The 22,524-nt window shown below is 55.3% G+C and carries 17 protein-coding genes; 3 read left to right on the forward strand and 14 right to left on the reverse strand.

The window, feature by feature from the left end; all coding sequences use genetic code 11:
* Positions 1–21: 21 nt before the first annotated feature.
* The 9 genes from DQX05_RS08045 to uvrB all read right to left on the reverse strand — a co-directional run bounded on the left by DQX05_RS08045 (position 22) and on the right by uvrB (position 12,416).
* Entirely contained in the window at positions 22–1,263 is a 1,242-nt protein-coding gene (locus DQX05_RS08045; protein ID WP_119792490.1) for an HAD-IIA family hydrolase, read from the reverse strand.
* A gap of 17 nt (positions 1,264–1,280) precedes the next feature.
* Positions 1,281–2,042 carry a class I SAM-dependent methyltransferase gene (locus tag DQX05_RS08050; protein ID WP_119792491.1) on the reverse strand — a complete coding sequence of 254 codons (762 nt, stop codon included), beginning with the start codon at positions 2,040–2,042 and terminating at the stop codon, positions 1,281–1,283.
* Between the two features lie 11 nt (positions 2,043–2,053).
* Positions 2,054–3,070, reverse strand: coding sequence for a thymidylate synthase (locus DQX05_RS08055; protein WP_119792493.1), 1,017 nt, complete (start codon positions 3,068–3,070; stop codon positions 2,054–2,056).
* Between the two features lie 18 nt (positions 3,071–3,088).
* Complete coding sequence (locus DQX05_RS08060) at positions 3,089–3,556, reverse strand: nucleoside 2-deoxyribosyltransferase (RefSeq protein WP_119792495.1); 468 nt, start codon at positions 3,554–3,556, stop codon at positions 3,089–3,091.
* Between the two features lie 64 nt (positions 3,557–3,620).
* Entirely contained in the window at positions 3,621–4,313 is a 693-nt protein-coding gene (thiE, locus tag DQX05_RS08065) for a thiamine phosphate synthase (RefSeq protein ID WP_119792496.1), read from the reverse strand.
* Positions 4,310–5,122 (reverse strand): bifunctional hydroxymethylpyrimidine kinase/phosphomethylpyrimidine kinase, encoded by an 813-nt coding sequence (gene thiD / locus DQX05_RS08070; RefSeq protein WP_119792498.1) that lies wholly within the window; start codon positions 5,120–5,122, stop codon positions 4,310–4,312. The genes thiE and thiD overlap by 4 nt, the downstream gene beginning before the upstream one ends.
* A complete protein-coding gene (gene thiM, locus DQX05_RS08075; RefSeq protein ID WP_119792500.1) occupies positions 5,119–5,961 on the reverse strand; it encodes a hydroxyethylthiazole kinase in 843 nt (280 codons plus the stop codon). The genes thiD and thiM overlap by 4 nt, the downstream gene beginning before the upstream one ends.
* Before the next feature lie 1,528 nt (positions 5,962–7,489).
* On the reverse strand, positions 7,490–10,366 hold the full coding sequence (gene uvrA / locus DQX05_RS08080; RefSeq protein ID WP_119792502.1) for an excinuclease ABC subunit UvrA: 2,877 nt from the start codon (positions 10,364–10,366) through the stop codon (positions 7,490–7,492).
* A 52-nt stretch (positions 10,367–10,418) separates the two neighbouring features.
* Positions 10,419–12,416, reverse strand: coding sequence for an excinuclease ABC subunit UvrB (gene uvrB / locus DQX05_RS08085; RefSeq protein WP_119792504.1), 1,998 nt, complete (start codon positions 12,414–12,416; stop codon positions 10,419–10,421).
* 461 nt (positions 12,417–12,877) lie between these two features.
* Here uvrB and DQX05_RS08090 point away from each other — a divergent pair, with 461 nt between their 5' ends.
* The 3 genes from DQX05_RS08090 (at position 12,878) to DQX05_RS08100 (ending at position 16,110) form a co-directional block, all read left to right on the forward strand.
* Positions 12,878–13,690: a flagellar motor protein gene (locus tag DQX05_RS08090; protein WP_119792505.1), complete on the forward strand. Its 813-nt coding sequence runs from the start codon at positions 12,878–12,880 to the stop codon at positions 13,688–13,690.
* Complete coding sequence (locus DQX05_RS08095; RefSeq protein WP_119792507.1) at positions 13,674–14,489, forward strand: flagellar motor protein MotB; 816 nt, start codon at positions 13,674–13,676, stop codon at positions 14,487–14,489. The genes DQX05_RS08090 and DQX05_RS08095 overlap by 17 nt, the downstream gene beginning before the upstream one ends.
* Before the next feature lie 1,294 nt (positions 14,490–15,783).
* On the forward strand, positions 15,784–16,110 hold the full coding sequence (locus tag DQX05_RS08100; RefSeq protein WP_119792509.1) for a hypothetical protein: 327 nt from the start codon (positions 15,784–15,786) through the stop codon (positions 16,108–16,110).
* 148 nt (positions 16,111–16,258) lie between these two features.
* Here DQX05_RS08100 and DQX05_RS08105 read toward each other — a convergent pair whose 3' ends face one another.
* The 5 genes from DQX05_RS08105 to ftsE form a co-directional block, all read right to left on the reverse strand.
* Complete coding sequence (locus tag DQX05_RS08105) at positions 16,259–17,695, reverse strand: PDZ domain-containing protein (protein WP_259391860.1); 1,437 nt, start codon at positions 17,693–17,695, stop codon at positions 16,259–16,261.
* A 192-nt stretch (positions 17,696–17,887) separates the two neighbouring features.
* Positions 17,888–19,327, reverse strand: coding sequence for a S41 family peptidase (locus DQX05_RS08110; RefSeq protein WP_119792511.1), 1,440 nt, complete (start codon positions 19,325–19,327; stop codon positions 17,888–17,890).
* 72 nt (positions 19,328–19,399) lie between these two features.
* Positions 19,400–20,635: a murein hydrolase activator EnvC family protein gene (locus tag DQX05_RS08115; protein WP_182914672.1), complete on the reverse strand. Its 1,236-nt coding sequence runs from the start codon at positions 20,633–20,635 to the stop codon at positions 19,400–19,402.
* Between the two features lie 64 nt (positions 20,636–20,699).
* Positions 20,700–21,611, reverse strand: a complete 912-nt coding sequence (gene ftsX / locus DQX05_RS08120) for a permease-like cell division protein FtsX (protein WP_119792513.1) — start codon at positions 21,609–21,611, stop codon at positions 20,700–20,702.
* On the reverse strand, positions 21,601–22,287 hold the full coding sequence (ftsE, locus tag DQX05_RS08125; RefSeq protein ID WP_119792515.1) for a cell division ATP-binding protein FtsE: 687 nt from the start codon (positions 22,285–22,287) through the stop codon (positions 21,601–21,603). Before ftsE ends, ftsX begins: the two co-directional genes overlap by 11 nt.
* Positions 22,288–22,524: the final 237 nt, after the last annotated feature.

Genomic DNA, 22,524 nt, shown 5'->3' on the forward strand with positions numbered 1-22,524 from the left:
TCCTCACTTAATAGATTCGTTCTAACGAAAAATGCAAAGCGATTCCTCCGCCAAGGCATCCGTGATCCACCGGGGATGCATCGCTAGCATATTGTCCGGCAGTCGGTTCACTTCGAAATAGTTGACATCCAACGTCTCGTCCCCCGTTCTGACAAGCGCTCCTCCCACCGTTACACAGCGAAAGCATGCCGTCACGAATTGGCTGACCGCTCCGTTCGGGTAGGTAAACACTTGCGACTCGGGATCGGAATACAGGCCGACCAACCGCTTGACTTCCACCTGCAACCCGGTCTCTTCACGGATTTCCCGCACGATTGCCTCTTCTACGCTCTCCCCCCGCTCCACATGACCCGAAGGGATTCCCCAGCAGCCGTTGTCTGACCGCTTCATCAGGAGAACCCTGCCTCGTTCGTCCATGACGATGCCCGCCACTCCAGGCTTGATATCGTCCGGCCAAGGAAAAGCCGGGGGATCCCAACGCTCCAGGATCAGCTCTTCATCCCACAAGCTGCGCAGATCGGGGATAATCGCATCGGGCTTGCGGTAATCCCGGGCAGACGAATATCCGGTATACGGCCCGCTGGATATAAGAACCGCCGAGATGCCTATCCGGTGTGCGCCTACGATATCCGCATCGGGCGTGTCCCCGAACATGACGGCCCGCGACCAGTCCTCCACCTGCTGCAGCGCTTGCCGGAACATATAAGGATAAGGCTTGCCTACGATATAGGGCGCCTTGCCCGAAGCCATTTTGATAGCTTCCACGGCCGTCCCGACCGCCATCATGGGCCCATCAGGCCCCGGGAAGCTCCAATCGGCATTGGTGGCGAAGAACTGGGCGCCATTTGCGATACGCGTCACCGCGCTTTGGATGTCCCGCAGCGTTAAATCATCGTTCCAGCCGACCACGACGGCCTCGGCGTCGTTCACGCCCACAATGTCAAGGCCAGCCTCCCGGCACTCCCGCTCCAGATGCTCATCCCCGAGCACATACACCGAGCCCACCTGCCGTTCCCGCAGGCAGCATGCCGTTGCCCAGCTTGCGGAGATAACTTCATCCGTGATGGCCTCAATGCCAAGACGGTTCAGCCTGGCTGCGGTCTGCTCCCGCGTCATACAGGGATTATTGGTCAGGAATCGGATCGTCTTCCCTCCGGAGCGCAAACGTTGCAGCGCTTCGACTGCACCGGGCAGAGCTTCCGGCCCGACATAGATGACACCGTCCAAATCAAACAAAAACACATCAAATACATCGTATAACACGTCGTTCCTCCTTACATTCACGCCTCTTTGACTGCCCGGTAAATGAGGAAGGGCGGATAATCCTGTTCCATTTTCCATTGATCGAACCGACTCTCCTGCTCGATTCTTGTTAACTCATCCGGCGAAATATCGCGCAACGTCGGCTCCATACATTCGATATGCCGGAAGCCCGCGTCCTCCAAAAGCTCGCGGTACATCTCCTTGGGCCAGTGGTAGTCATGGAGAATCATATCCCCGCCGTTCGGAAGGTGGAGCCATTCTTGACGGGCTTCGCCATGCCCGTAGACTTTCCCCGGAACCCCGTTGCGGAACGTCGAGAAGTCAATCCCCGTCGAATCCGGATGTGTATCCAAAATGACGTAGGAAGCGCCCGGAGCCAGCACCCGATGAATCTCACCGATAATTCGTGCGATTCGCTCTTGACTGCTTGTATTAATGAACACATAGCAGGTCATGGCCCCATCTACCGAGTTGTCCTCCAGGAACGCTAACCGATCCTGCTCGATATGGCGGTAATCGATCCGGGGATGAAAGCGTTTCTGCATGGCGATATCGAGCATATGCCTCGACTCATCTGAGGCGATCACTTGCACATCGGCCGTTTCCACCAGGCGGTAAGCCACTTTGCCGGGGCCGCAGCCATAATCCAGCACCCGCTTGCCTGCGGGAACGGTCTTCAATAGATCGAACACGAAGCGGAACCCCAACGTCTGCTCCAAAATGTCGTTATACGCTTCGAACTGCTTCGCCACGTCCTCTTCCTTCCACGAAGTCTGCATCGTAATCCCCCTTATTTTTGCTGATGATGCTCGAGAAGCGATAGCGTCGCCTGCCGCGGCCATTTATGATGCAGCAGCCGCTGATAGAGCGGACACAACGCACGGAATACGGAAGCGTCCGCAGGCCTCCGGTAAGCGATAGACTGGTAGAAGCTGAACAGCAGCAGAACCTGCTGCCAGTACACAGGCAGATCCAGCGCTTCGATATCCGGACCCGACAAGACAACGCGGTCTTCTCTCAGCAGCGTTTCATATTCCAGGACCGTCTCCAGATGAGGCCACGGATTACCGGAAGGCATGACTGGAAATTCGCCCCCCTGCCCCTGCGTACCGGATGCAGCTTCGGCCAACACTCTCTCCACCGCCTCGTCATCCGGCTGATAGATATGTACCGAACCGACAACATGATAATAATCGCCCAGCTCCAGCCCCAATTCTCGCGCGAGCAGCTCCTGCATGAACGTGAACGAGAACACATCGCTGACCATCCCCCGGAACGCATCGTTCGCGCGCATGTTGGCGATCGCATACAGCTTCTGCTCCCGCACGAAAAATTGCAGCCCCAACGTGCAGGACACATCGATATTGGCGGAGCCGAGCTCCTCGTTGGCGTCGAAGATTTGAATGAAGGCCCGCTTGGAATCGGGATCATCCTGGCCCAGCAAATGCGCGATTCGCTGCCATTGATTCACCTGGCTGGTTCCGAAGCGGAATATTTTAGGCCCGTATGCCGTTCCGGTAAGCGTCTGGCCGTTCATCGAGTACTCTCTCATTTTTCGATTGTAGTAGCCGATAAAGTCCAGATCGTCCCTGGCAGACAAGTACCACAGCGCCTCGGCAAAATTGAATACGATATTCGTGCGGCGGCTCGCCAAATAAAAGATACGCTCTGCGGGATTCGCAAGAGCGAATTGATAATTGAGCCGCTCGCGGCTCTGATGGCCGCGCGGCGCATTGCGGAACTGCGGCTGGCTGCCGACGGCGTCCAGCGTAGCCAGATAAGCTTCGTGAAAACGGTCGAAGCGCACTCGCCCCTCCCCCTTCTATTATGAAATAGCGAACATACGCTCCAATTCGGATAGATAATCTTGCTCCTCCCGGTAATAGATGTATGTCACGTCAGCCACCTGGCCTAGCCCCCGAATGAGGAAGGCATACTCCTTCCCCTCCTCCAGAAGCAATACGATCGGCTTGCCAAAAGCGGAGGCCCAGCCAATCTCGATATGCGTCCCCGGAGAAGCCGGGCAGCCGGGAAAGGCGACGAACTGATCGCAGGCGCGAATTTCTTCGAAGTCGATGGCCGTGCACTGATCGGGCGTCATGAAATCTTTCCCCCAGCCCTCACGTTTATGGGCATTATGAACATCATAATTTCTCGCTTCAAAAAATGAGATGAGCTGAATCAGCTTGCGTTTTTCACTCTCCTGCATGCTGCCTGTTACCACATCTACCAAGCTCTTGAATGGCCCTGCCAAAAACAGCTTCTTCGTACCCGCTTCCTTCGCCACACTCATCCTGAATTCCACCTTCCCTAAAATTGAACGACTCAATGTAATACGCTCCCGCTCTGACCTTGTGCTATGCTTGCCGCGACCCGGCGACTCGCTTGCCCTGGTCCGATTCCGGCCCCAACCGGCGGAAGCTGGACGCGGCCGCCCGAATATCGTCAGCGCCGGTTAGCGCCGAGATGACAGCGATTCCATCCGCCCCCGCTTCCATGACCCCCCCGGCGTTCGCGAGCGTAATCCCGCCGATGCCGACAAGCGGCACATTGATGCCCGCCGCCCGGATGTTTCCGATGATAGAGGGACCCTGCGCTTCCAGGGCATCTTCCTTCGACTGGGTCGGGTAAATGGGACCGATGCCCAAATAATCCGCTCCCTGCTCTATTGCCAACTGCGCCTCCTCGACCGTATGTGCCGATACGCCAAGCATGAGGTCGCCAATACGGGAGCGCACGCGGTCGGCCCGCTCATCCTGCTGCCCGATATGGATGCCGTCGGCGCCAAGCTCCAGGGCCAGCTCCAGATCGTCGTTCACGATGAACGGAACGCCGTGCCGCTTGCACACCGCTTGCAGCTCGGCTCCCAGCCGCTTTTTATCGTCGCCGATTAATGCGCCTCTTCCCTTCTCGCGGTATTGCAGCACCGACACGCCGCCTGCCAGCGCTTCTTCGGCTACCTGAACCGGATCCATCCGGCAGTTCACGCTGCCCATGACCAGGTAAAGCCCAAGATGATCACGCATCTCTTCCGACCGGACTCTGCTCATGAACGCACCGCCATTCTGCGGCCGTAAGCCCAGTGGTTGGTCGGCCCATGGCCTTGGCCGATGCCGAGTGTCTCTTCCAGCGCCGCCTGGATGAACGCACGGGCGGTTCCGACGGCATCGGCGACAGACGAGCCTTTGGCCAGCTCCGCCGCCATGGCTGCGGAAAAAGTGCACCCGGTTCCATGCGTATGGCGGGTATGAACCCGCTTCCCGTGCAGCTCTTTAAAATGCACGCCGTCATAGAGCAGATCCGTCACATGCTCTTCCCCCTCGCTGTGTCCGCCCTTGATGACGACATATGCAGGGCCGCAATCGCTGAGCCGCTTGGCAGCCTCACGCCGGTCCTCCATCGTCCGGATCGGAATTCCGGTCAGCACCTCGGCCTCGGGGATATTGGGGGTCACGACGAGAGCATGCGGCAGCAGATGCTTCTTCAACGCTTCGACCGCCTCTTTTTGAAGCAGCTCCGATCCGCCCTTGGCGATCATCACCGGATCAACCACGACGGCCTTCCAGCCGAAACGCACGATGCGGTCCGCTACCGCCATAATAATCTCCTTGTTGAACAGCATGCCTGTCTTGACGGCATCCGGGGCGAGATCGGATCCGACCGCATCCATCTGTCCGATGACAGTCTCGGTCGGAATTGAATGCACCCCAGACACGCCCAACGTATTCTGAACCGTGATGGCCGCAATCGCCGACATCCCGAATACGCCGAGTTCCTGGAACGTCTTGATGTCAGCCTGAATCCCGGCTCCCCCGCCGCTGTCCGAGCCGGCAATCGTCAATGCCTTGTATATCGTCATCGCGCTTCACCTTCCTTTGCAAAGGAGGGCTCGAACGGACGCAAGTCCGTATGAGCCTTCAGCGAATCCCGGTTCAAGCGGAACAGCTCGTCCAGAAATGCAATCTGGAAGCTTCCCGGCCCTTCTGCTTCCGTCCGCGCCGCTGCTTCGTACGCAGCCGCAGCATAGAAGGCAAGCCCCGCAGCTCCGGCCAGCAGCATATCCCGCTCCACGGCGGCAAATGACCCCAGCACCGATGTCAGCAAGCAGCCCGTCCCCGTGACCTGTGCCAGCAGAGGATGCCCTCCCTTCACGATATATCCGGCTTGTCCGTCGGTAATGACATCCTCCGGTCCCGTAATGGCCACAACCGTCTGCAGGCTGCGGGCAGCCCGAACCGCCAGCTCCACTCGCTCGTCCTCTGCCGAGTCCCCCGCATCTACCCCTTTGATGACGCGCTGTTCGCCAATCAGATTCGCCAATTCTGAGGCGTTACCCCGGACCAGAGACACTTGCACCTCCCGCAGCACGCGCAGCGCCGACGCCGTCCGATAACGCGTCGCGCCTGCTCCGACCGGATCGAGCAGCACGGGTACGCCATGCGCATTGGCAGCCTGTCCGGCGACGATCATCGACTCTATGGTATCCTCGGAGAGAGTGCCCAGATTGAGCACCAACGCCCCGGCGATGGATGCCATGTCGGCTACTTCTTCGCGCGCATACGCCATCACAGGCGACGCCCCTAATGCGAGCAAGCCGTTCGCCGTAAAATTCGTCACCACCACATTCGTCATATTATGAATGAGCGGTCGAGCTTCCCGCAGCTTGTCAATCAGCGCGGACACTTGATGTACCATCATGATCCATCCAACCTTTCTCACGAGCGGGAGCTTGCCGAAGGCCGGTAGAATCGAGTCTTTACATAGATTGCTAGACTATTAGAACAAAACCATTGCAGGAAGGTTACATAGAACGGAACATAACGAGCACGAACATTCTTCTCGCTTCACGAGAACGAGCATTCTGCCCGATAGACATGAGGTATATGTAAGCAGTATCAAAAAGAAGACGTAAAGAATCATAATTAGCTAGACATTTGATAAAAAATAACATTTGAGAAAAAATGCATGGCCAAACCAATACATGTTCCCTCATGTTCGCTTCCTACGCTGGCATTACCCAACAGGTTCAATCGGTCAACAACAGACTAGTTGTACTCTCAGCTTGCTTCAGCAGGCTCCCGCTAGTTATTTTGTTAATTTTGTACTCTACTTATTATCACTTCCATATTATAGGTCAAAAATGTAAAAAGCAACGACAGATTTGTGAAGGTGTAAAAAACCGCCCTCTCTGACTTTCTATTCGCATGTAAATCGACATAGCTGAAGTGAGGATGCATCGGACCTATACTTCCCTATTATTCTCCTTACGACTACTCTCCCATCGCGTCAGGAAATCCACGGCTCTTATTGTTACTATCCCGTCGTAGCAGTAGCCATGGGCTCTTATTTTCACTATCCCGTCGCGTCAGGTGCCCCAGGCTCTTATTTTCACTATCCCATCGTGTCAGGTAGCCACGGTTTCTTATTTTCATTATCCCATCATGTCAGGTAGCCACGGTTTCTTATTTTCACTATCCCATCATGTCATGCAGCCCTGGATTCTTGTTTCACTATTCCGCCGTATCAGGTAGACCCGGACTCTTATTTTATTATCCCATCATGTAGGGACCCATGATCTTCTTCCATTCACTAATGGAATATAACCACCGGTTGGGAACTCCTCGGCCCCATCAGCTTCTCCTTCCATCCAAATGACGATATGTTGTACATCGAAGAAAGTCATAGGTTTTTGAAAAGAAATCGAGATAAATCGGGTGACTACAAGGGAATACCTACTAGGAGTTTAAAACCAATAGTTTGGGGGCCTGAGGTAAGGGGAGACTGTCCATAAGGCTTCAACAATAGCCACTTACCTGAACCTTGGGGAGATTGTCCATAAGGCTTCAACATACAGCCTCTACCTGAAGCTTGGGGAGATTGTCCATATGCCTTCAACATACAGCCCTTACCTGAAGCTTGGGGGACTGTCCATAAGGCTTCAACATACAGCCCTTTCCTAAAGCTTGGGGAGTTTGTCCATAAGGCATCAACATATAGCTACTTACCTGAAGCTTGGGGAGTTTGCCCATAGACCTTCCACATACAGCCCTTACCTGAACCTTGGGGAGTTTGTCTGTAAGACTTCAACGTATAGTCGCCAAGCAATATGATGCCCCTGTTGAACTTACTTCTGAACACTAAAAAAGCACAGCCCTCTCGGCTGTGCCTCTTCAATATATTCGGTAAGTTGTTCGTCGTATAGCATACACAGAACGATCCTTGGCGTTTATGCCTCCTGCGCTACGCTGCAGGCCGTCTCCAACTGCGCGGTCCGCTCCCGGTCCCGTTCCAGAATCGGCTTCAAGTAGCGGCCTGTATAGGAACCTGCCACCTTCACGACCTGTTCCGGCGTGCCGGTCGCCACAATCGCTCCGCCGCCGCTGCCGCCTTCGGGGCCGAGATCGACCAAGTAATCGGCCGTCTTGATGACGTCGAGGTTATGCTCGATCACGAGCACCGTCTCGCCGGAATCCACCAGGCGATGCAGCACCTGCAGCAGACGGTCGATATCCGCGACGTGAAGACCGGTCGTTGGCTCGTCGAGAATATAGAATGTCTTGCCAGTGCTGCGGCGATGCAGCTCCGCCGCGAGCTTCACCCGCTGAGCTTCGCCACCGGACAGCGTCGTCGCCGGCTGGCCAAGCTTCATGTAGCCGAGCCCGACATCGAGCAGCGTCTGGATTTTGCGGTGAATGCGCGGCACGTTCTGGAAGAACTCCGCCGCATCCTCGATCGTCAGCTCCAGCACGTCAGCGATGCTCTTGCCTTTATATTTCACTTCCAGCGTCTCCCGGTTGTACCGCTTGCCTTTGCACACTTCGCAAGGGACGTATACATCCGGCAGGAAGTGCATCTCGATCTTGATAATTCCGTCGCCCCGGCATGCTTCGCAGCGGCCGCCTTTGACGTTGAAGCTGAAGCGGCCCTTCTTGTAGCCGCGAATCTTCGCTTCATTCGTCGTCGAGAACAGATCGCGGATATCATCGAATACGCCGGTATAGGTCGCCGGGTTAGAGCGCGGCGTCCGTCCGATAGGCGATTGGTCGATATCGACGACCTTGTCGATATGATCGAGGCCGCGGATCTCCTTGTACTGGCCCGGACGCACCTTCGCCCGATTCAGATCCCTCGCCAACGTCTTATACAGAATCTCGTTCACGAGTGTCGATTTGCCCGAGCCGGAGACGCCGGTCACCGCCGTGAACACGCCAAGCGGGAACTTCACGTTCACGCTGCGCAGATTGTTCTCCTTGGCGCCGACGATTTCGAGCCATCGGCCGTCCGTCGCGCGGCGCTTCGACGGAACCGGAATGAACTTGCGCCCGCTCAAATATTGACCGGTAAGCGAATGCTTGTCCTTCATGATCTCTTCCGGCGTCCCTTCGGCGATAACCTGCCCGCCGTGAATTCCGGCGCCCGGACCGATATCGATAATATGGTCCGCCGCTAGCATCGTGTCCTCGTCATGCTCAACTACGATAAGCGTGTTGCCGAGATCGCGCATATGCTCCAGCGTCTGAATCAAGCGATCGTTGTCGCGTTGATGCAGCCCGATGCTCGGCTCGTCCAAAATATACAGCACGCCCATCAGGCTGGATCCGATCTGGGTCGCGAGCCGGATGCGCTGCGCTTCGCCGCCAGACAGCGTTCCTGCCGCGCGGCTCAGCGTCAAGTAATCCAGCCCGACATTCACCAGGAAGCCAAGCCGGGCGTTGATCTCTTTCAGGATGAGATGGGCGATCAGTTGCTCCTTCTCCGTTAGCTCCAGACCCGAGAAGAAACGCTGTGCCTCCCCGATAGAAAGCGCCGTGACATACGCCATATTTTGATCATTGATAGTCACGGCAAGACTTTCCTTGCGCAGCCGGTGCCCTTTGCAGGTGCCGCATGGCTTGGCGCTCATGAAGCCTTCAATATGCTCGCGGATGCCTTCCGATGCCGTATCGCGATAGCGCCGTTCCAGGTTATGAATAATCCCCTCGAACGCCACCTGCGCGTCCTTCTTGTGGCCGAAGTCATTCTCGTAGCGGAAGCGCACCTTCTCTCCTCCCGTGCCATGCAGCAGCTTCGTCATCTGCTCCGGCTCCAGCTGCGACACCGGCACGTCTGTCGGTATACCGTAATGCTCGCATACTGCCTGCAGGAACTGCGGGTAATAGTTCGATGTGCTGCCTGCCCACGCCTCGAACGCGCCGCCCTCGATCGCCTTCTGCGAGTCCGGAACGAGCAGCTCCGGATCGACGATCATCTTGACGCCGAGACCGTCGCAATCCGGGCAGGCGCCGAACGGACTGTTGAAGGAGAACATCCGCGGCGACAGCTCATCGATGCTGAAGCCGCACTCCGGACAAGCTAGATTCGAGCTGAAGACCAGCTCTTCTTCGCCGATGATATCGACGATAATCCGCCCGCCCGACATATGGAGCGCCGTCTCGATTGAATCGGCCAGCCGGGCCTGCACATCATCCTTCACGACAATCCGGTCGACGACCACTTCAATATTATGCTTCCGGTTCTTCTCCAGCTCGATCGTCTCCGACACATCGCGAATCTCGCCGTCTACGCGGACCCGGACGAAGCCTTGCTTCTGAATGTCGGCAAAAACGCCCTTATGCTCGCCCTTGCGCCCGGAGATAACCGGCGCCAGAATCTGTAGCCGGGTCCGCTCCGGATACGCCATAATGCGGTCTACCATTTGCTCGACCGTCTGCGACGTAATCTCGAGGCCGTGCACCGGACAATGGGGCCGCCCAATCCGCGCGTACAGCAGCCGCAAATAGTCGTAAATCTCCGTTACCGTTCCAACGGTGGAACGCGGGTTGCGGCTCGTCGTCTTCTGATCGATGGAGATGGCGGGCGACAGGCCGTCAATCGAATCTACGTCCGGCTTCTCCATCTGCCCGAGGAACTGGCGCGCATATGCGGAGAGCGACTCCACATAACGGCGTTGGCCTTCGGCATAAATCGTATCGAACGCCAGTGAGGATTTACCCGACCCGCTCAATCCGGTGAGCACGACGAACTTGTCACGCGGAATCGTTACATCAATATTTTTCAGGTTGTGGGCCCGCGCCCCTTTGATCACGATATGTTCACTCGCCAATGTTTTAACCTCCCGCTTCGGGTCCACTCGAACCTCGTCAAGCCTCTGAATTCTAGTCCATCGCCCGCAATTCCATCAAGGCGTCGCGCAGCTCGGCCGCGCGCTCGAACTGCAGGTTCTTGGCCGCATCCTTCATTTCCTTCTCCAGCCGCTGAATGACCGACTGGCGATCCTTCTTCGACATCTTATCCACTGACGCGGTGACATCATAGCCCGTCTTCGACTCTGCCGTCTTCGTCGCCTCGATGACTTCGCGGATTTTCTTGCGAATCGTCTGCGGCGTAATGCCGTGCTTCTCATTGTACGCCGTCTGAATGGTGCGGCGTCGCTCCGTCTCCTTAATCGCCTTATCCATGGATTCGGTCATTTTGTCCGCATACATGATGACGTGGCCGTCGGCATTCCGGGCCGCCCGCCCGATCGTCTGAATGAGCGAGCGCTCGGCGCGCAGGAAGCCTTCCTTATCCGCATCCAGTATGGCGACAAGCGACACTTCCGGCAGATCGAGCCCTTCTCTTAGCAGGTTAATCCCGATTAGCACATCATATACCCCAAGACGCAAATCGCGAAGCAGGATCATCCGCTCCAGCGTCTTGACGTCCGAGTGAAGATAGCGGACCTTGATTCCGATTTCCTTAAAATAATCGGTCAGATCCTCGGCCATTTTCTTCGTCAAGGTGGTGACCAGCACCCGTTCGTCCTTCTTCAGGCGCAGACGAATCTCTTCAAGCAGATCGTCAATCTGCCCCTTCGTCGGCCGCACCTCGACGACCGGATCAAGCAATCCGGTCGGCCGGATAATCTGCTGGATCATCGTCGGGCAATGCTCCAGCTCATAAGGTCCCGGCGTCGCCGAGACATAGATTGCCTGCGGCACCTTCGATTCGAATTCCTCGAAGCGAAGCGGCCGGTTGTCCAAGGCCGAAGGCAGCCGGAACCCGTGCTCCACGAGCACTTCCTTCCGCGCCCGGTCCCCGTTGTACATGCCGCGAATCTGCGGCAGCGTCACGTGCGACTCGTCGACGACGACGAGGAAATCATCCGGGAAGTAGTCCATCAGCGTATACGGCGTCGCCCCGGGCTCGCGGAACGTCAGCGGTCCGGAATAGTTCTCGATGCCGGAGCAGAAGCCCATCTCCTGCATCATCTCGATATCATACCGGGTGCGCTGCTCGAGCCGCTGCGCCTCCAGCAGCTTGCCCTGGCTCCGCAGCTCCTCAAGCCGCTCCTCCAGCTCGCGCTCGATATGTGTCAACGCTAGCTTCATCGTCTCCTCCGCCGTAACGAAGTGAGATGCCGGGAAGATGGCGACATGATCGCGCTCGCCGATAATCTCGCCCGTGAGCACGTCAATCTCGGTGATGCGCTCGATCTCATCCCCGAACAGCTCGACGCGGACGGCATGCTCGCTCTTCGAAGCCGGGAAGATCTCAATGACATCGCCGCGCACCCGAAACGTGCCCCGGATGAAGTTCAGATCGTTGCGCTGATACTGGATATCGACTAGCTTGGCCAGAATCGCATTGCGCGGCTTCTCCATCCCCGTCCGCAAGGACAAGACCAGATTCCCGTATTCCATTGGAGATCCCAAGCCATAGATGCATGACACGCTAGCAACGATAATGACGTCCCGCCGCTCGAACAGCGAGCTCGTCGCCGAGTGGCGCAGCTTGTCGATCTCTTCGTTGATGCTCGAATCCTTCTCAATATACGTATCGGAAGACGGAATGTACGCTTCCGGCTGATAGTAATCGTAATAGCTGACGAAGTAGGATACAGCGTTGTTCGGGAAAAATTCCTGAAACTCGCTGCACAACTGGGCCGCCAACGTCTTGTTGTGGGCAATGACCAGCGTCGGCTTGTTCAACTTGGCGATCGTCTGGGCAATCGTGAACGTCTTCCCCGTGCCCGTCGCTCCAAGCAGCGTCTGATGGCGCTTGCCCTCATGCACGCCTTCGACCAGCTTGTCGATCGCTCCCGGCTGATCCCCCTGTGGCGCAAATTCCGATACCAGCTCAAACGGCTTCGTCAAAACTTCCCATTCCGCCATAGCTTCACCGCACTTTCTTCCATATAATAATCAATATGCCCAACTCGTGAGCAAGAAGAGGCTTGCTGTCATGGGCTTCATGTTCGGAAGCTAACCGCTTCGTTCTCGGAATATGCCTTTCCGACCGGGACACATTTCCCCTCAGGCCCGTTTCCAGGGGTTGTGTAGGTCTCCCGAACCAAATAACAGGCCAAAATCCGCGTAAATTGGCGCTCCCTAAACTTTACCCGTTAATGACCCGATAATAGGATCAGACAAGCAAGTGGAAAGAAGCGGGGTTCCGACCATGAACGACCTTCTCGCCCCCGCGAACATCTATACGTGAAAGAGTACACAACTCGAAAACATCGCCAATCGGCTGCCATATACAGCCACAAATAAGAATGTTTGTTCCCTTTCGATTATACTCTTTTCATGGTATGGATGCAAATGGGAAATGTTAAATGGGAGAGGATTACAGTATGGATAAAACAACAGTCATCGGGATTATCGCTGGATTAGCCGCGCTCATCGGCGGTTTCTTGTGGGAGGGTGGAAGTATTGGTGGCTTATGGGAAAAAACGGCGGCACTCATCGTTATCGGCGGCACCATCGCCGCAGTCGTCGTCAGCTTCCCGGGCAAGCGGCTCCGCAGCATTCCCCAGGCACTGAAGATGGCCTTCGCGCACCGCGCACCGCAGCCTGAGAAGCTCATCGACGATATCGTGGCGTTGAGCACGGTAGCACGCCGCGAAGGAATGCTGTCCCTGGAAGACACGGTACAGCGGCACGAGAATGAATATTTGCGCAGCGGCATGATGATGGTCATCGACGGCACGGAACCGGAGCTGGTGAAGCAGATGCTTGAGCTTGAGATGGACGCGATCGCCGAGAGGCACGAAGGCTATGCCAAAATATTCGAAGCCGCCGGCGGCTTCGCTCCGACGATGGGGATTCTCGGTACGGTCATGGGACTGATTCACGTCCTCGGCAGCCTGAACGATCCTTCTATGCTCGGACCTGCGATTGCCGTCGCCTTCACGGCGACCCTGTATGGCGTAGCGACCGCCAACGTCATCTATCTGCCTATCGCGAGCAAGATTAAAGAGCGCAGCGCAGACGACATCCGCATCATGGAGATGATGGAGTACGGCATTCTCGCCGTTCAGGCAGGTGAGAACCCGCAGATCGTGCGCAAAAAGCTGAGCTCCTTCCTGCTTGCCGAGGATGCGTTCGAGTCGCTCAAGTCGGATCCGTTGATGAAGCGGGGGATGATCCATGAGACGCAGAAGTAGACAACGGGCCCAGGGAGCCGCCAATCATGAACGTTGGCTTATCACCTATGCCGATTTGATTACGCTGCTGCTCATTTTTTTCGTTATTATGTACGCTATGAGCCAGGTAGACGCCGTCAAGTACCAATCGCTGTCCGAGACGCTCCAACAATCGTTCAAGAGCGGCAACACCCCGATGGACCAAGGCGCGGGCATCCTGGACGGGGCCTATACGAAGCCTGGCCAGACAGGAGCGCTGAAGACCGCCGAGGACGGGGGCTCCGGAGAAGTCAAGGAAGAGAAACCGGTCGCCATCGGCGTGCTGACCGACAAGGACTTGGCGTTCCGCAAGCAGGAAGAACAGCTGAAGAGCTTCATGGGAGTCATTCAGGAGTACATCAACGACAACGATCTGGGCGGCCAGATCGAAGTGACGGATATCCCCAAAGGGATCTCAATTCGGCTCAGCGACCGGCTGCTGTTCGATTTGAGCCGTGCCGAGCTGAAGGACAAAGCCTTGCCGACCCTGGACAAGCTGGCTACCCTGCTGCCGCAGCTGGACACGATGGTCAGCATCGAAGGGCATACGGACAATCTGCCGTTCGCTTCCGGCGGACGCTACAAGGACAATTGGGAGCTGTCCGCAGCCCGGGCCCTGTCCGTCCTCCGCTTCTTCGTCGACGACAAGAAGCTGGACGCCGACCAGTTCCAGATCGCCGGCTATGGCGAGACGCGGCCGGTTGTGGATAATGACACGGAAGAGCACCGTCAACAGAACCGGCGGGTGGAGATTATCGTGCTGCGCAGCATGGTGCAGTAGACTATCCCCATTACCCACCGTTTATACACATCATGGAGGGGAGTTATCCCCTCCTTTTTTTATTTACCAACAAGTTATCCACATAAAAAGGCTATTAACCACAACACCTACTGTCGATGTCCACAAGTTATTAACAACGTGAAATGCATTCTGTGTACAGAGGGGAAAAATATTGTTTTTCACTTCCTCATCGGCCTTCATACAATAATATAGATAAAATAATTCGGATACTGGAAGTCTCTTTTTATTGATTAAACTGGTCATATCGTTCCAGTTTTGATATTATCAAGGTGAGTATTACAAAAATTTTCTAATGTAGGTAAATAGAATGAAACTATCAAAAAGTTTTACATTTTTGTCGGGGATGACGTTGTTACTTTCATGTGGTACATACACACACGCCTCAGCAATTGATTTCACCGATTTCTCTCCCCCCTCTGACGGTGTAGCGGTAAAAAAATTAAGTCAGGCAGAAGTTGATGCCCTTATGAAAAGAATCATTCTATATGAAGGTAACGCAAAAAGAGCGCTTCTACAATGACATACATTGCTCAATTGTCGAAACGACAAATTAGGTTAAAGGGCAGTTGCTGTATAGGATAAATGTGCATGAGGTTAAATAAAAAGACATCTCTTGCATGGTAACAATTAATCACTACGACATAAAAGAGGTGTCTTCTTTTTGCTAAGGACTGAGACAAAATAACCTTTCTATTTTCTACGAAAACAACCACGCAGCGCTAGCCTGCGTGGCTGCTTTCATAGAGCAGTTATTTTTCAAGCCCCTAGGTCCACAATGCTTCCTTTCACCAACTTCCGAAAGGAAGCTAATCCGCCTTTGTAGAACCGAATGTAGTAAACACTTGCGTGGCGCGGATTACCAAGAAGAATTGTGGCTTTTCATGCTGCTTTTTTTGGTAAGTATGCCGTCTGTCACTTCTTGAATCTTACCGGTTGCACGGCCATTATGTTGCCTTTGAGCGGCAAAAACCTTTCGATATCGAGTCCGTGACAACGGATACGGGTGACCGCGCTCATTTCAGTAATTCCATGCTTTGAACGAAATCAGCGGCCAAAGAACTGGCCCCCTTTAAGGCTAATGCGGCTGGACTGGTGCTTCCTACAAAGGATTCCGTATCTTGACTTTAGGCTACACTATGATCAACGTCCACACCAGCAGGCGGCTCAACGTTTTACTTAGTTCCATCAATGTTTATTTGCTAATCTCATGCTGCGAAGTGCGAAGGTAATACATTCCCTGAAATATTATTATAACAGAAGGTGGTGGCTCGTTATGAGAAAACCGTATCAAAAAGTACTGGCAGCTTTACTCATCGTTGCTCTGTTAGGAGTGGGAGGTGCTGCAATTTGGAATTTGAATACAAAATCGCACCAAAATAAAAATACAAACTCTTATGTGAGAAAGGCAACCCCTGAAGAAATTGAAGATGCCGAGTCTTTCCGGCATGTCAAAACCATTGGGACCAAGTACGGAAATTTTCGGCTTGTTGAATCAGAGAAAAAATTACCGGCTGATGGGATTGTCTATAGCACGAAGGATATTGATAAGCACACTAAAATGGTCATTATTAACGATCGGAAATACATTCGAGTGGATTAGAGCATAATTGCGGAAACATAAAAGCCTACACTCATTCAGAGCCCTATAGGCTCTAATCAGCCTTCGGACAAAACTCCTCTACGATAAGGATTACAAAAGGCAGCAAAAAAGACCCGCAATGTTTTTTTTGCTGCTCTTATTCCAAACGTCAACGGACAGACGAATCCGCCGATGCCGATGTACCCTTCCTCCGCGCGCCAAGACCAGCCGCGTCCGCAGATGCGGGACTCTCCGCTCCATTCGCCAAGCTGTCAGCAACACCTCCACCATCGTCCCCTTCTGTCGGAGTTCCTTGCGCGGCGTCCGCCTGCCCCCGCTGCGCCAGGGCGCCCATCTTCGTCCAAGGCATCCTCAGCAACGCGAACAGCGACGGCTGCCGCGTCACGGCGACGAAGGCGACGCGATCGTCCGGCGCGAGCAGGACGCCGAGCTGGTGATGCTCGCCGGCATAGAGCGCGCGCTGCAGGAAGCGCACCTCGCCGTCCCGGTTATACACCTCCAGCTTGCAGAACGCGGCATTGGCGCGCAGCCCCTGATGCAGCTGCTCCTTCGTGCGCACCGGGACGCCGTTCACCTTGGCGATGACTTCGCCAATCCGAATGCCGAGCGCTTCCGCCGGACTGCCCGGCAGCACCGCCAGCACACGCAGCCCGAGCGGATCATGCGTGAAGACCGGGCTGCGCTCGTTCTCCTCTCGGCGGCTGAGCCAGATGAGTGCTTCATGCAGCCCAAGCGCCCCGATCGCCGCCAGCGGGACAAGCGGCGGCCACCAAGAAGCCGCCAGCCCGAGCGCAAGCAGAATCGCCGCATAGGCGAACAAGCGCGAGGCGCTTACCGCGGCCTTCTCCTGCGGCAAACGGGTGTAGGTCAGCTCGGAGAAGCCGATGACGACTGGGAACGCGATCAACGTCCAGCCGTGCTCCCATCCCGTTCCCAGGAGCGGCGTCCACGGAAGCGGCGTTCCCGTCGTCACGGCCGGAAAGATCAGCAGTAGCGGAAGCGGCCACAGGCTCTGCATCTGATAGGCGCCGACAATCCGGCCCCGCTTGCTCTCCATGAACAACGGGCCGGCCATGCGCGCGGCCTGCTTGCGAATAAGCCAGGCCTCCGCCGCGTGCAGTAGCGCCACCAGGATGAGCAGCCCCGCTGCATCCATCTCCCGGATAGCCCCCACGAACGGCGCGAGGAAGCCTTCCGGCACCCAGGCCGGGGCGAGCGCATTCAGCGCGAAATGCGCCAGCGCGAGCACGCCCCCCGAATAAGCAAGACATAAGAACCGGACGCGGAATAATAAGAGCAGCAGCGTGACCGCCCAGAGCGCGATTATCGCTTCCGCCGTGAAGGAGATGCCCAGGCCAATCGCCGCGGCCGAGACGGCGAGACCCACCAGCAGCCCGCCCAGCCACGCATGCCACGTATGCTCGATCCAGCTATGCATCTTCACCGCGAACAGCCTTCGCTCAAGCAGCATCTGTCTGCGATAGATGAGTGCAATCAAGAGAATGGATACCCAATAAAAAGGCGACAGCAACCACTGAAGCAGCGCTTCCGCCAAATGAACGCCAATTTCCGTAAGGAGGTCCACTTTATTCGCCCCTTTCGAATTTGCGACTTGCCATATCACAAGCAGGGACGCGGTCCCGCTCCAAGCGAGAACAGCGTACTGCGGGGAAATCGAAGCCACATATAGCTCAAATCTCATACTTTTCCGTATAGCTGAAAAAAGGAAGGCCGGCAAGTTCAAGCTTGCGACCTTCCTTTCACTATTCGACGGCGCTTAGTGAATTTCCTGCTTCACCGTTTCTACCGCTTTTTTCAATTGCGCATCATTCTTCGGATCTCGCATCGCCTTCAAAATATCAGCTTCCAGCTTCTCCGCCGTCTTCGCGTCCACCTGGCCGGTCGCGCTCAATCCAGCGGCGCTCTGGAACGACTTCAGCGCGGCTTCGGTCTCCTTGGAGAAATAGCCGTCCGTACGGCCCGGCTTATAACCGAGACCATCCAGCATAAGCTGCATATTTTTCACATCCGAATCGTTCATATCGAACTTGAGCACTTTGTCCTTCGGAAGCGGCGCGGCGCTATAATAGTCCGGCTGATGAACGACAATATCCGGCTCGATGCCTTTTTCATGAATCCAATTGCCGTCCGGAGTGAGCCACTTCGCGATCGTAATCTTGATCAGCCCGCCATCGCTCGAATCATAACTCGTCTGCACCGTTCCTTTGCCGAAGGTATGCTCGCCGACCAGCTTCGCTCCGGCGGATTCCTTCAACGCGCTCGCCATAATCTCGGATGCGCTCGCGCTGCCCTTGTTGGTCAGCACCGCGATCGGATACGGCTTCACGGCGGTGGAAGTTCCCTGGGAGTTGTACTTGTCGCGCTCCTTATTGCGGTTCTCCACCTGCACGATCGTCTTGCCCTTCGGAACGAACTGCTCCGTCATCTTCTGCACGATATCGAGCACCCCGCCCGGGTTGCTCCGCACGTCGATGACAAGCCCCTTCATGCCCTGCTTCTCCAGCTTCTCGAGTTCTTCCTTGAAGCGGTCGAACGTGTTCATCGAGAACTGGCGCACCTCGATATATCCGATCTTGTCATCCAGCATCTTAGGATAGACTGTCTCGAAGTCCACCTCATCGCGGACGACCGTCAGCTCAATCGGATCGGATTGGCCTGCGCGCTTGATCGCGATTTTCGCCTTGGTGCCTTTCGGGCCGCGAATCTTTTCCACGGCTTCATTCAGCGTCTTGCCTGCCAGGCTCTCGCCGTTGACAGAGAGGAGCACATCCTTCGGCTTCACGCCCGCCTTCTCGGCAGGCGAGCCCTTGATCGGGGATACGACCGTGACCTCGCCGTTCTCCATCGTCACTTCCGCGCCGATGCCCGTAAAAGCGCCTTCGATGCTGTGATTGAATTGTTCGGCTTCCTCCGCCTCCATATAAGAGGAGTAAGGATCCTGCAGCGCCGAGATCATGCCATGTACAGCCCCGTTCACAATCTTCTCGCGTTCTACCGGGGTTACATACTTATTTTCAATAATGCCGAGAGCGGAATTGATCTTCTGCATCTCCTGTGGGGACAAGCCTTTGCCTGTGGCCGCCGCTTGTCCTCCGCTGGCCAGAGTGGGCAAATCCACCGCAGCCAGCGTCACCACGCTGCTCGCCAGCACTGCCGCCCCTACAAGTAAGGCGACCGTCCGTCCTTTGAACGACATTGAATCACCGCCTTTGTCTTGTCCATATGCGCATGCTTAGGTCTTTACTAGTATATGCCATTGCAGTGCATTTTATTTGAGATAAGCGTCCGGATTCACCTGTTCGCCATTCAGCCGCACCTCGAAATGAAGGTGGTTGCCCGTCGCGCGGCCGGTCTGGCCCACTTCCGCGATTTTGTCGCCACGCTTGACGATATCGCCCTTCTGAACCTTGATGCCGCCCGGGCGAATATGGCCATACAGCGTCCAGAGCCCGTTACCGTGATCAATTATAACACAATTACCATATCCCCCATACCACTCGGCTACGGTAACCGCTCCGTCCTCGGCCGCATAGATTGCCGTCCCGCCCGGGGTCGCCATGTCAATGCCGCTGTGGAACGCGCTTTTGGCGCCGGTAATCGGATCCGTGCGGTAACCGAACGGCGAAGAAATGTAGTAGTCAGCCTGAAGTGGCAGACCGAGCTTGCCTCCACTATACGTATATACTTTCTGCGGTGTTTGACCTGTCTTGCGCTGCTGACGCTGCGCATTCAGCTCATTCTTTTTGCGAATCAACTCGGCGCGCTGCTTGGCGAATTCCATCAGGAGACGCTCCTGCTCTTCGCTTATGCCGTGGTTGTCTTCCGCCTCTTTCTCGTAGCTGGCGATCATGACCTTCTTCTCTTTTTCCTTCAACTGCAAGTTCTTCTTCGCTTCATCCAGCTTGGCGTACAGCAGCTTGACCCGCTTCAGCTCCGTCTCGATTTCCTGCTTCTTGACGACAGCAAGCTCCTTGTCGTGCTTATGCTCGGTCAATATTTCCTTGTCCCGCGAAGCGATCGTCTGCATCGAATCGAGCCGATCGACGAAATCGGAGAAGCTCGTGGCGCTGAACAAGACATCGATATAAGAGACGGCGCCGTTCGTATACATCAGCTGCACGCGCGAATCGAGCAGCTTCTCCCGTTCGGCAATCCGGTGCTTGATATCCTCCAGTTCTTGGGCTGCCTCCTCCAGATTCGCCTCCGTCTTGTCGATTTCGAGCGTCAGATCGAGCATTTCCTTCGTCTTCTTCTCGATCTCGCCGACGACGTAATTCAGATCCTTGGTCGTTTTCGTAATCAACTTCTCGGCCTGCGCTTTCTGGGCATCGGCCTCCTGCTGCTTCTGCTCCGCTTCCTGCATCTGCCGCTGCAGGTCCTGAAGCTGCTTGTTCACTTTATCCAGCTCCGACGCTTCCCCAACCGTCGGCGGCACGAGTGTCAATAGAAGAGCGCCCCCTGCTATCAGGGCAATCCATTTCTTCTTCCATCCTTGCTTCGTCAACACGGTTCCTCCTTACCTGTCATCTGGTGCATCTGCGTCGAGTGTCCTATTTTGAAAAAAGGGATTAGACCTTCAAGAACTTCCGTATCGAAATCGTGCTCCCCCATACGCCGATGACGACGCCGAGGCCAAGCAGCGTTCCGCCCACGAGCAGCCAAATATCCGAAAGGGGAACCAGCTTAATAATCATCAGTCCGAACTCAAAATGCGTGGTCAGCTGCTGATACCCGTAGAATAGCAATGCGATGGTCACCACCGAGCCAATGATGCCGAGCAGGGCCCCTTCCACGAAGAACGGTCCGCGAATGAATGAATTCGTCGCGCCGACCAGCTTCATAATGCCGATCTCGCGCTGGCGCGCCATAATCGTCACCTTAATCGTATTGGAAATGAGGAACATGGCCGTAACGGCCAGCCCGGCAACGACAAGCAGCCCGAAGTTGCGGATGGTCGAGGTGACCTTGAACAGCGTCTCGACGGTGCCCTTGCCGTACTGCACCTTCCAGATCGGCTTGGCGCTGTTCGTCTCATTCAGCATTGAGATTTTTTTGGCGACGATCGGCACATGATCCGGCTCATACACATCAACCGTGAAGGAATCCGGCAGCGGATTGGTCTCGTCGTTATAGCCGGCGAGCAGTTCCTTGCCGTCTTCGCCCATTTGCTGCTCCAGCAGCTTCATTCCTTCCTTCTTCGAGATGAAGACGACCTTGCTGACCTCGGACATATTGCCGATATCGGTCTCCAGCAGCTTCGTCTCCTCCGGCGTCACATCCAGTTGAAGGAAGACCCGAATCTGCACTTGATTGTCAATATTGTTCGTAATCTCATTGAGGTTGATGGACAATACCATGAATACACCGAGAATGAACAGAGAGATCACGATCGAACTTACGGAGGCGAATGACATCCATCCGTTGCGGAACAAGCTCTTGCTGCCTTCTCTCAGATGGCGGGCCAACGTATTAAAAGTCATATCCGTATTCCCCCCGTACCTCATCCCGCACAATATGTCCGTGCTCAATCGCGATAACCCTCTGACGCATGGCGTTGACGATGTCCTTGTTGTGCGTCGCCATGACGATCGTCGTTCCGCGGTAATTAATTTCCTCCAGCAGCTTCATAATGCCCCAAGAGTTCTCGGGGTCGAGGTTGCCGGTCGGCTCGTCCGCGACGATGACCGAGGGATTGTTCACAATCGCCCGGGCGATCGCGATTCGCTGCTGCTCCCCGCCGGACAATTGGGCAGGCAGACTCGATGCCTTATGCTTCAAGCCGACTAGCTCGAGCACCTCCGGCACCCGGCGCTTAATGACCTTCGGCGGTGCCTCGATGACTTCCATCGCAAAGGCCACATTTTCATAGGCAGTCAGCTTGGGCAGCAGGCGGAAATCCTGGAACACGACGCCAATATTGCGCCGCACGAACGGAATCTTGCGGTGCTTCAGCTTCCCGATATTGAACCCGCTGACGACAATCTGTCCTTTCGTCGGAATTTCCTCTCTGTATATCAGCTTCATAAAGGTTGATTTCCCCGCTCCGGAAGGACCAACCACATAGACGAATTCATCCTTGTCAATTCGGACAGAGACCCCGCGCAATGCATGCGACCCGTCCTGGTATGTCTTCCACACATCCTGCATTTCTATCAAATCATCACACCCTACGTTATAAAAGATTAGCCTCTACATATTCGACACCCGCACGCGAATTCCTCTAAGAACAAGCGAAATTCAACATCTTTTTACGGCTTGCACGAGGTCCGACATGGTACATCATGCGGAAAGTGTCGATTCAAACTATAGGTCAATCCTGCAAAGGGAAAGGCCATTTTTCCTGGCCACCTTCCTTATGTTACAATCTCCATACTTGCATTAGCGGGTCAACTA

The organism is Paenibacillus thiaminolyticus, assembly GCF_003591545.1.
GTDB lineage: Bacteria > Bacillota > Bacilli > Paenibacillales > Paenibacillaceae > Paenibacillus_B > Paenibacillus_B thiaminolyticus_A.

What these genes read in the sequence shown, in the direction of transcription:
- DQX05_RS08110 (WP_119792511.1), bottom strand. Translation starts at nt 19,327, where the DNA reads ATGTCGTTCAAAGGACGGACGGTCGCCTTACTTGTAGGGGCGGCAGTG.
- DQX05_RS08060 (WP_119792495.1), bottom strand. Translation starts at nt 3,556, where the DNA reads ATGAGTGTGGCGAAGGAAGCGGGTACGAAGAAGCTGTTTTTGGCAGGG.
- ftsX (WP_119792513.1), bottom strand. Translation starts at nt 21,611, where the DNA reads ATGACTTTTAATACGTTGGCCCGCCATCTGAGAGAAGGCAGCAAGAGC.
- DQX05_RS08095 (WP_119792507.1), top strand. Translation starts at nt 13,674, where the DNA reads ATGAGACGCAGAAGTAGACAACGGGCCCAGGGAGCCGCCAATCATGAA.
- DQX05_RS08090 (WP_119792505.1), top strand. Translation starts at nt 12,878, where the DNA reads ATGGATAAAACAACAGTCATCGGGATTATCGCTGGATTAGCCGCGCTC.
- thiD (WP_119792498.1), bottom strand. Translation starts at nt 5,122, where the DNA reads ATGACGATATACAAGGCATTGACGATTGCCGGCTCGGACAGCGGCGGG.
- DQX05_RS08050 (WP_119792491.1), bottom strand. Translation starts at nt 2,042, where the DNA reads ATGCAGACTTCGTGGAAGGAAGAGGACGTGGCGAAGCAGTTCGAAGCG.
- uvrB (WP_119792504.1), bottom strand. Translation starts at nt 12,416, where the DNA reads ATGGCGGAATGGGAAGTTTTGACGAAGCCGTTTGAGCTGGTATCGGAA.
- DQX05_RS08100 (WP_119792509.1), top strand. Translation starts at nt 15,784, where the DNA reads ATGAGAAAACCGTATCAAAAAGTACTGGCAGCTTTACTCATCGTTGCT.
- thiM (WP_119792500.1), bottom strand. Translation starts at nt 5,961, where the DNA reads ATGATGGTACATCAAGTGTCCGCGCTGATTGACAAGCTGCGGGAAGCT.
- thiE (WP_119792496.1), bottom strand. Translation starts at nt 4,313, where the DNA reads ATGAGCAGAGTCCGGTCGGAAGAGATGCGTGATCATCTTGGGCTTTAC.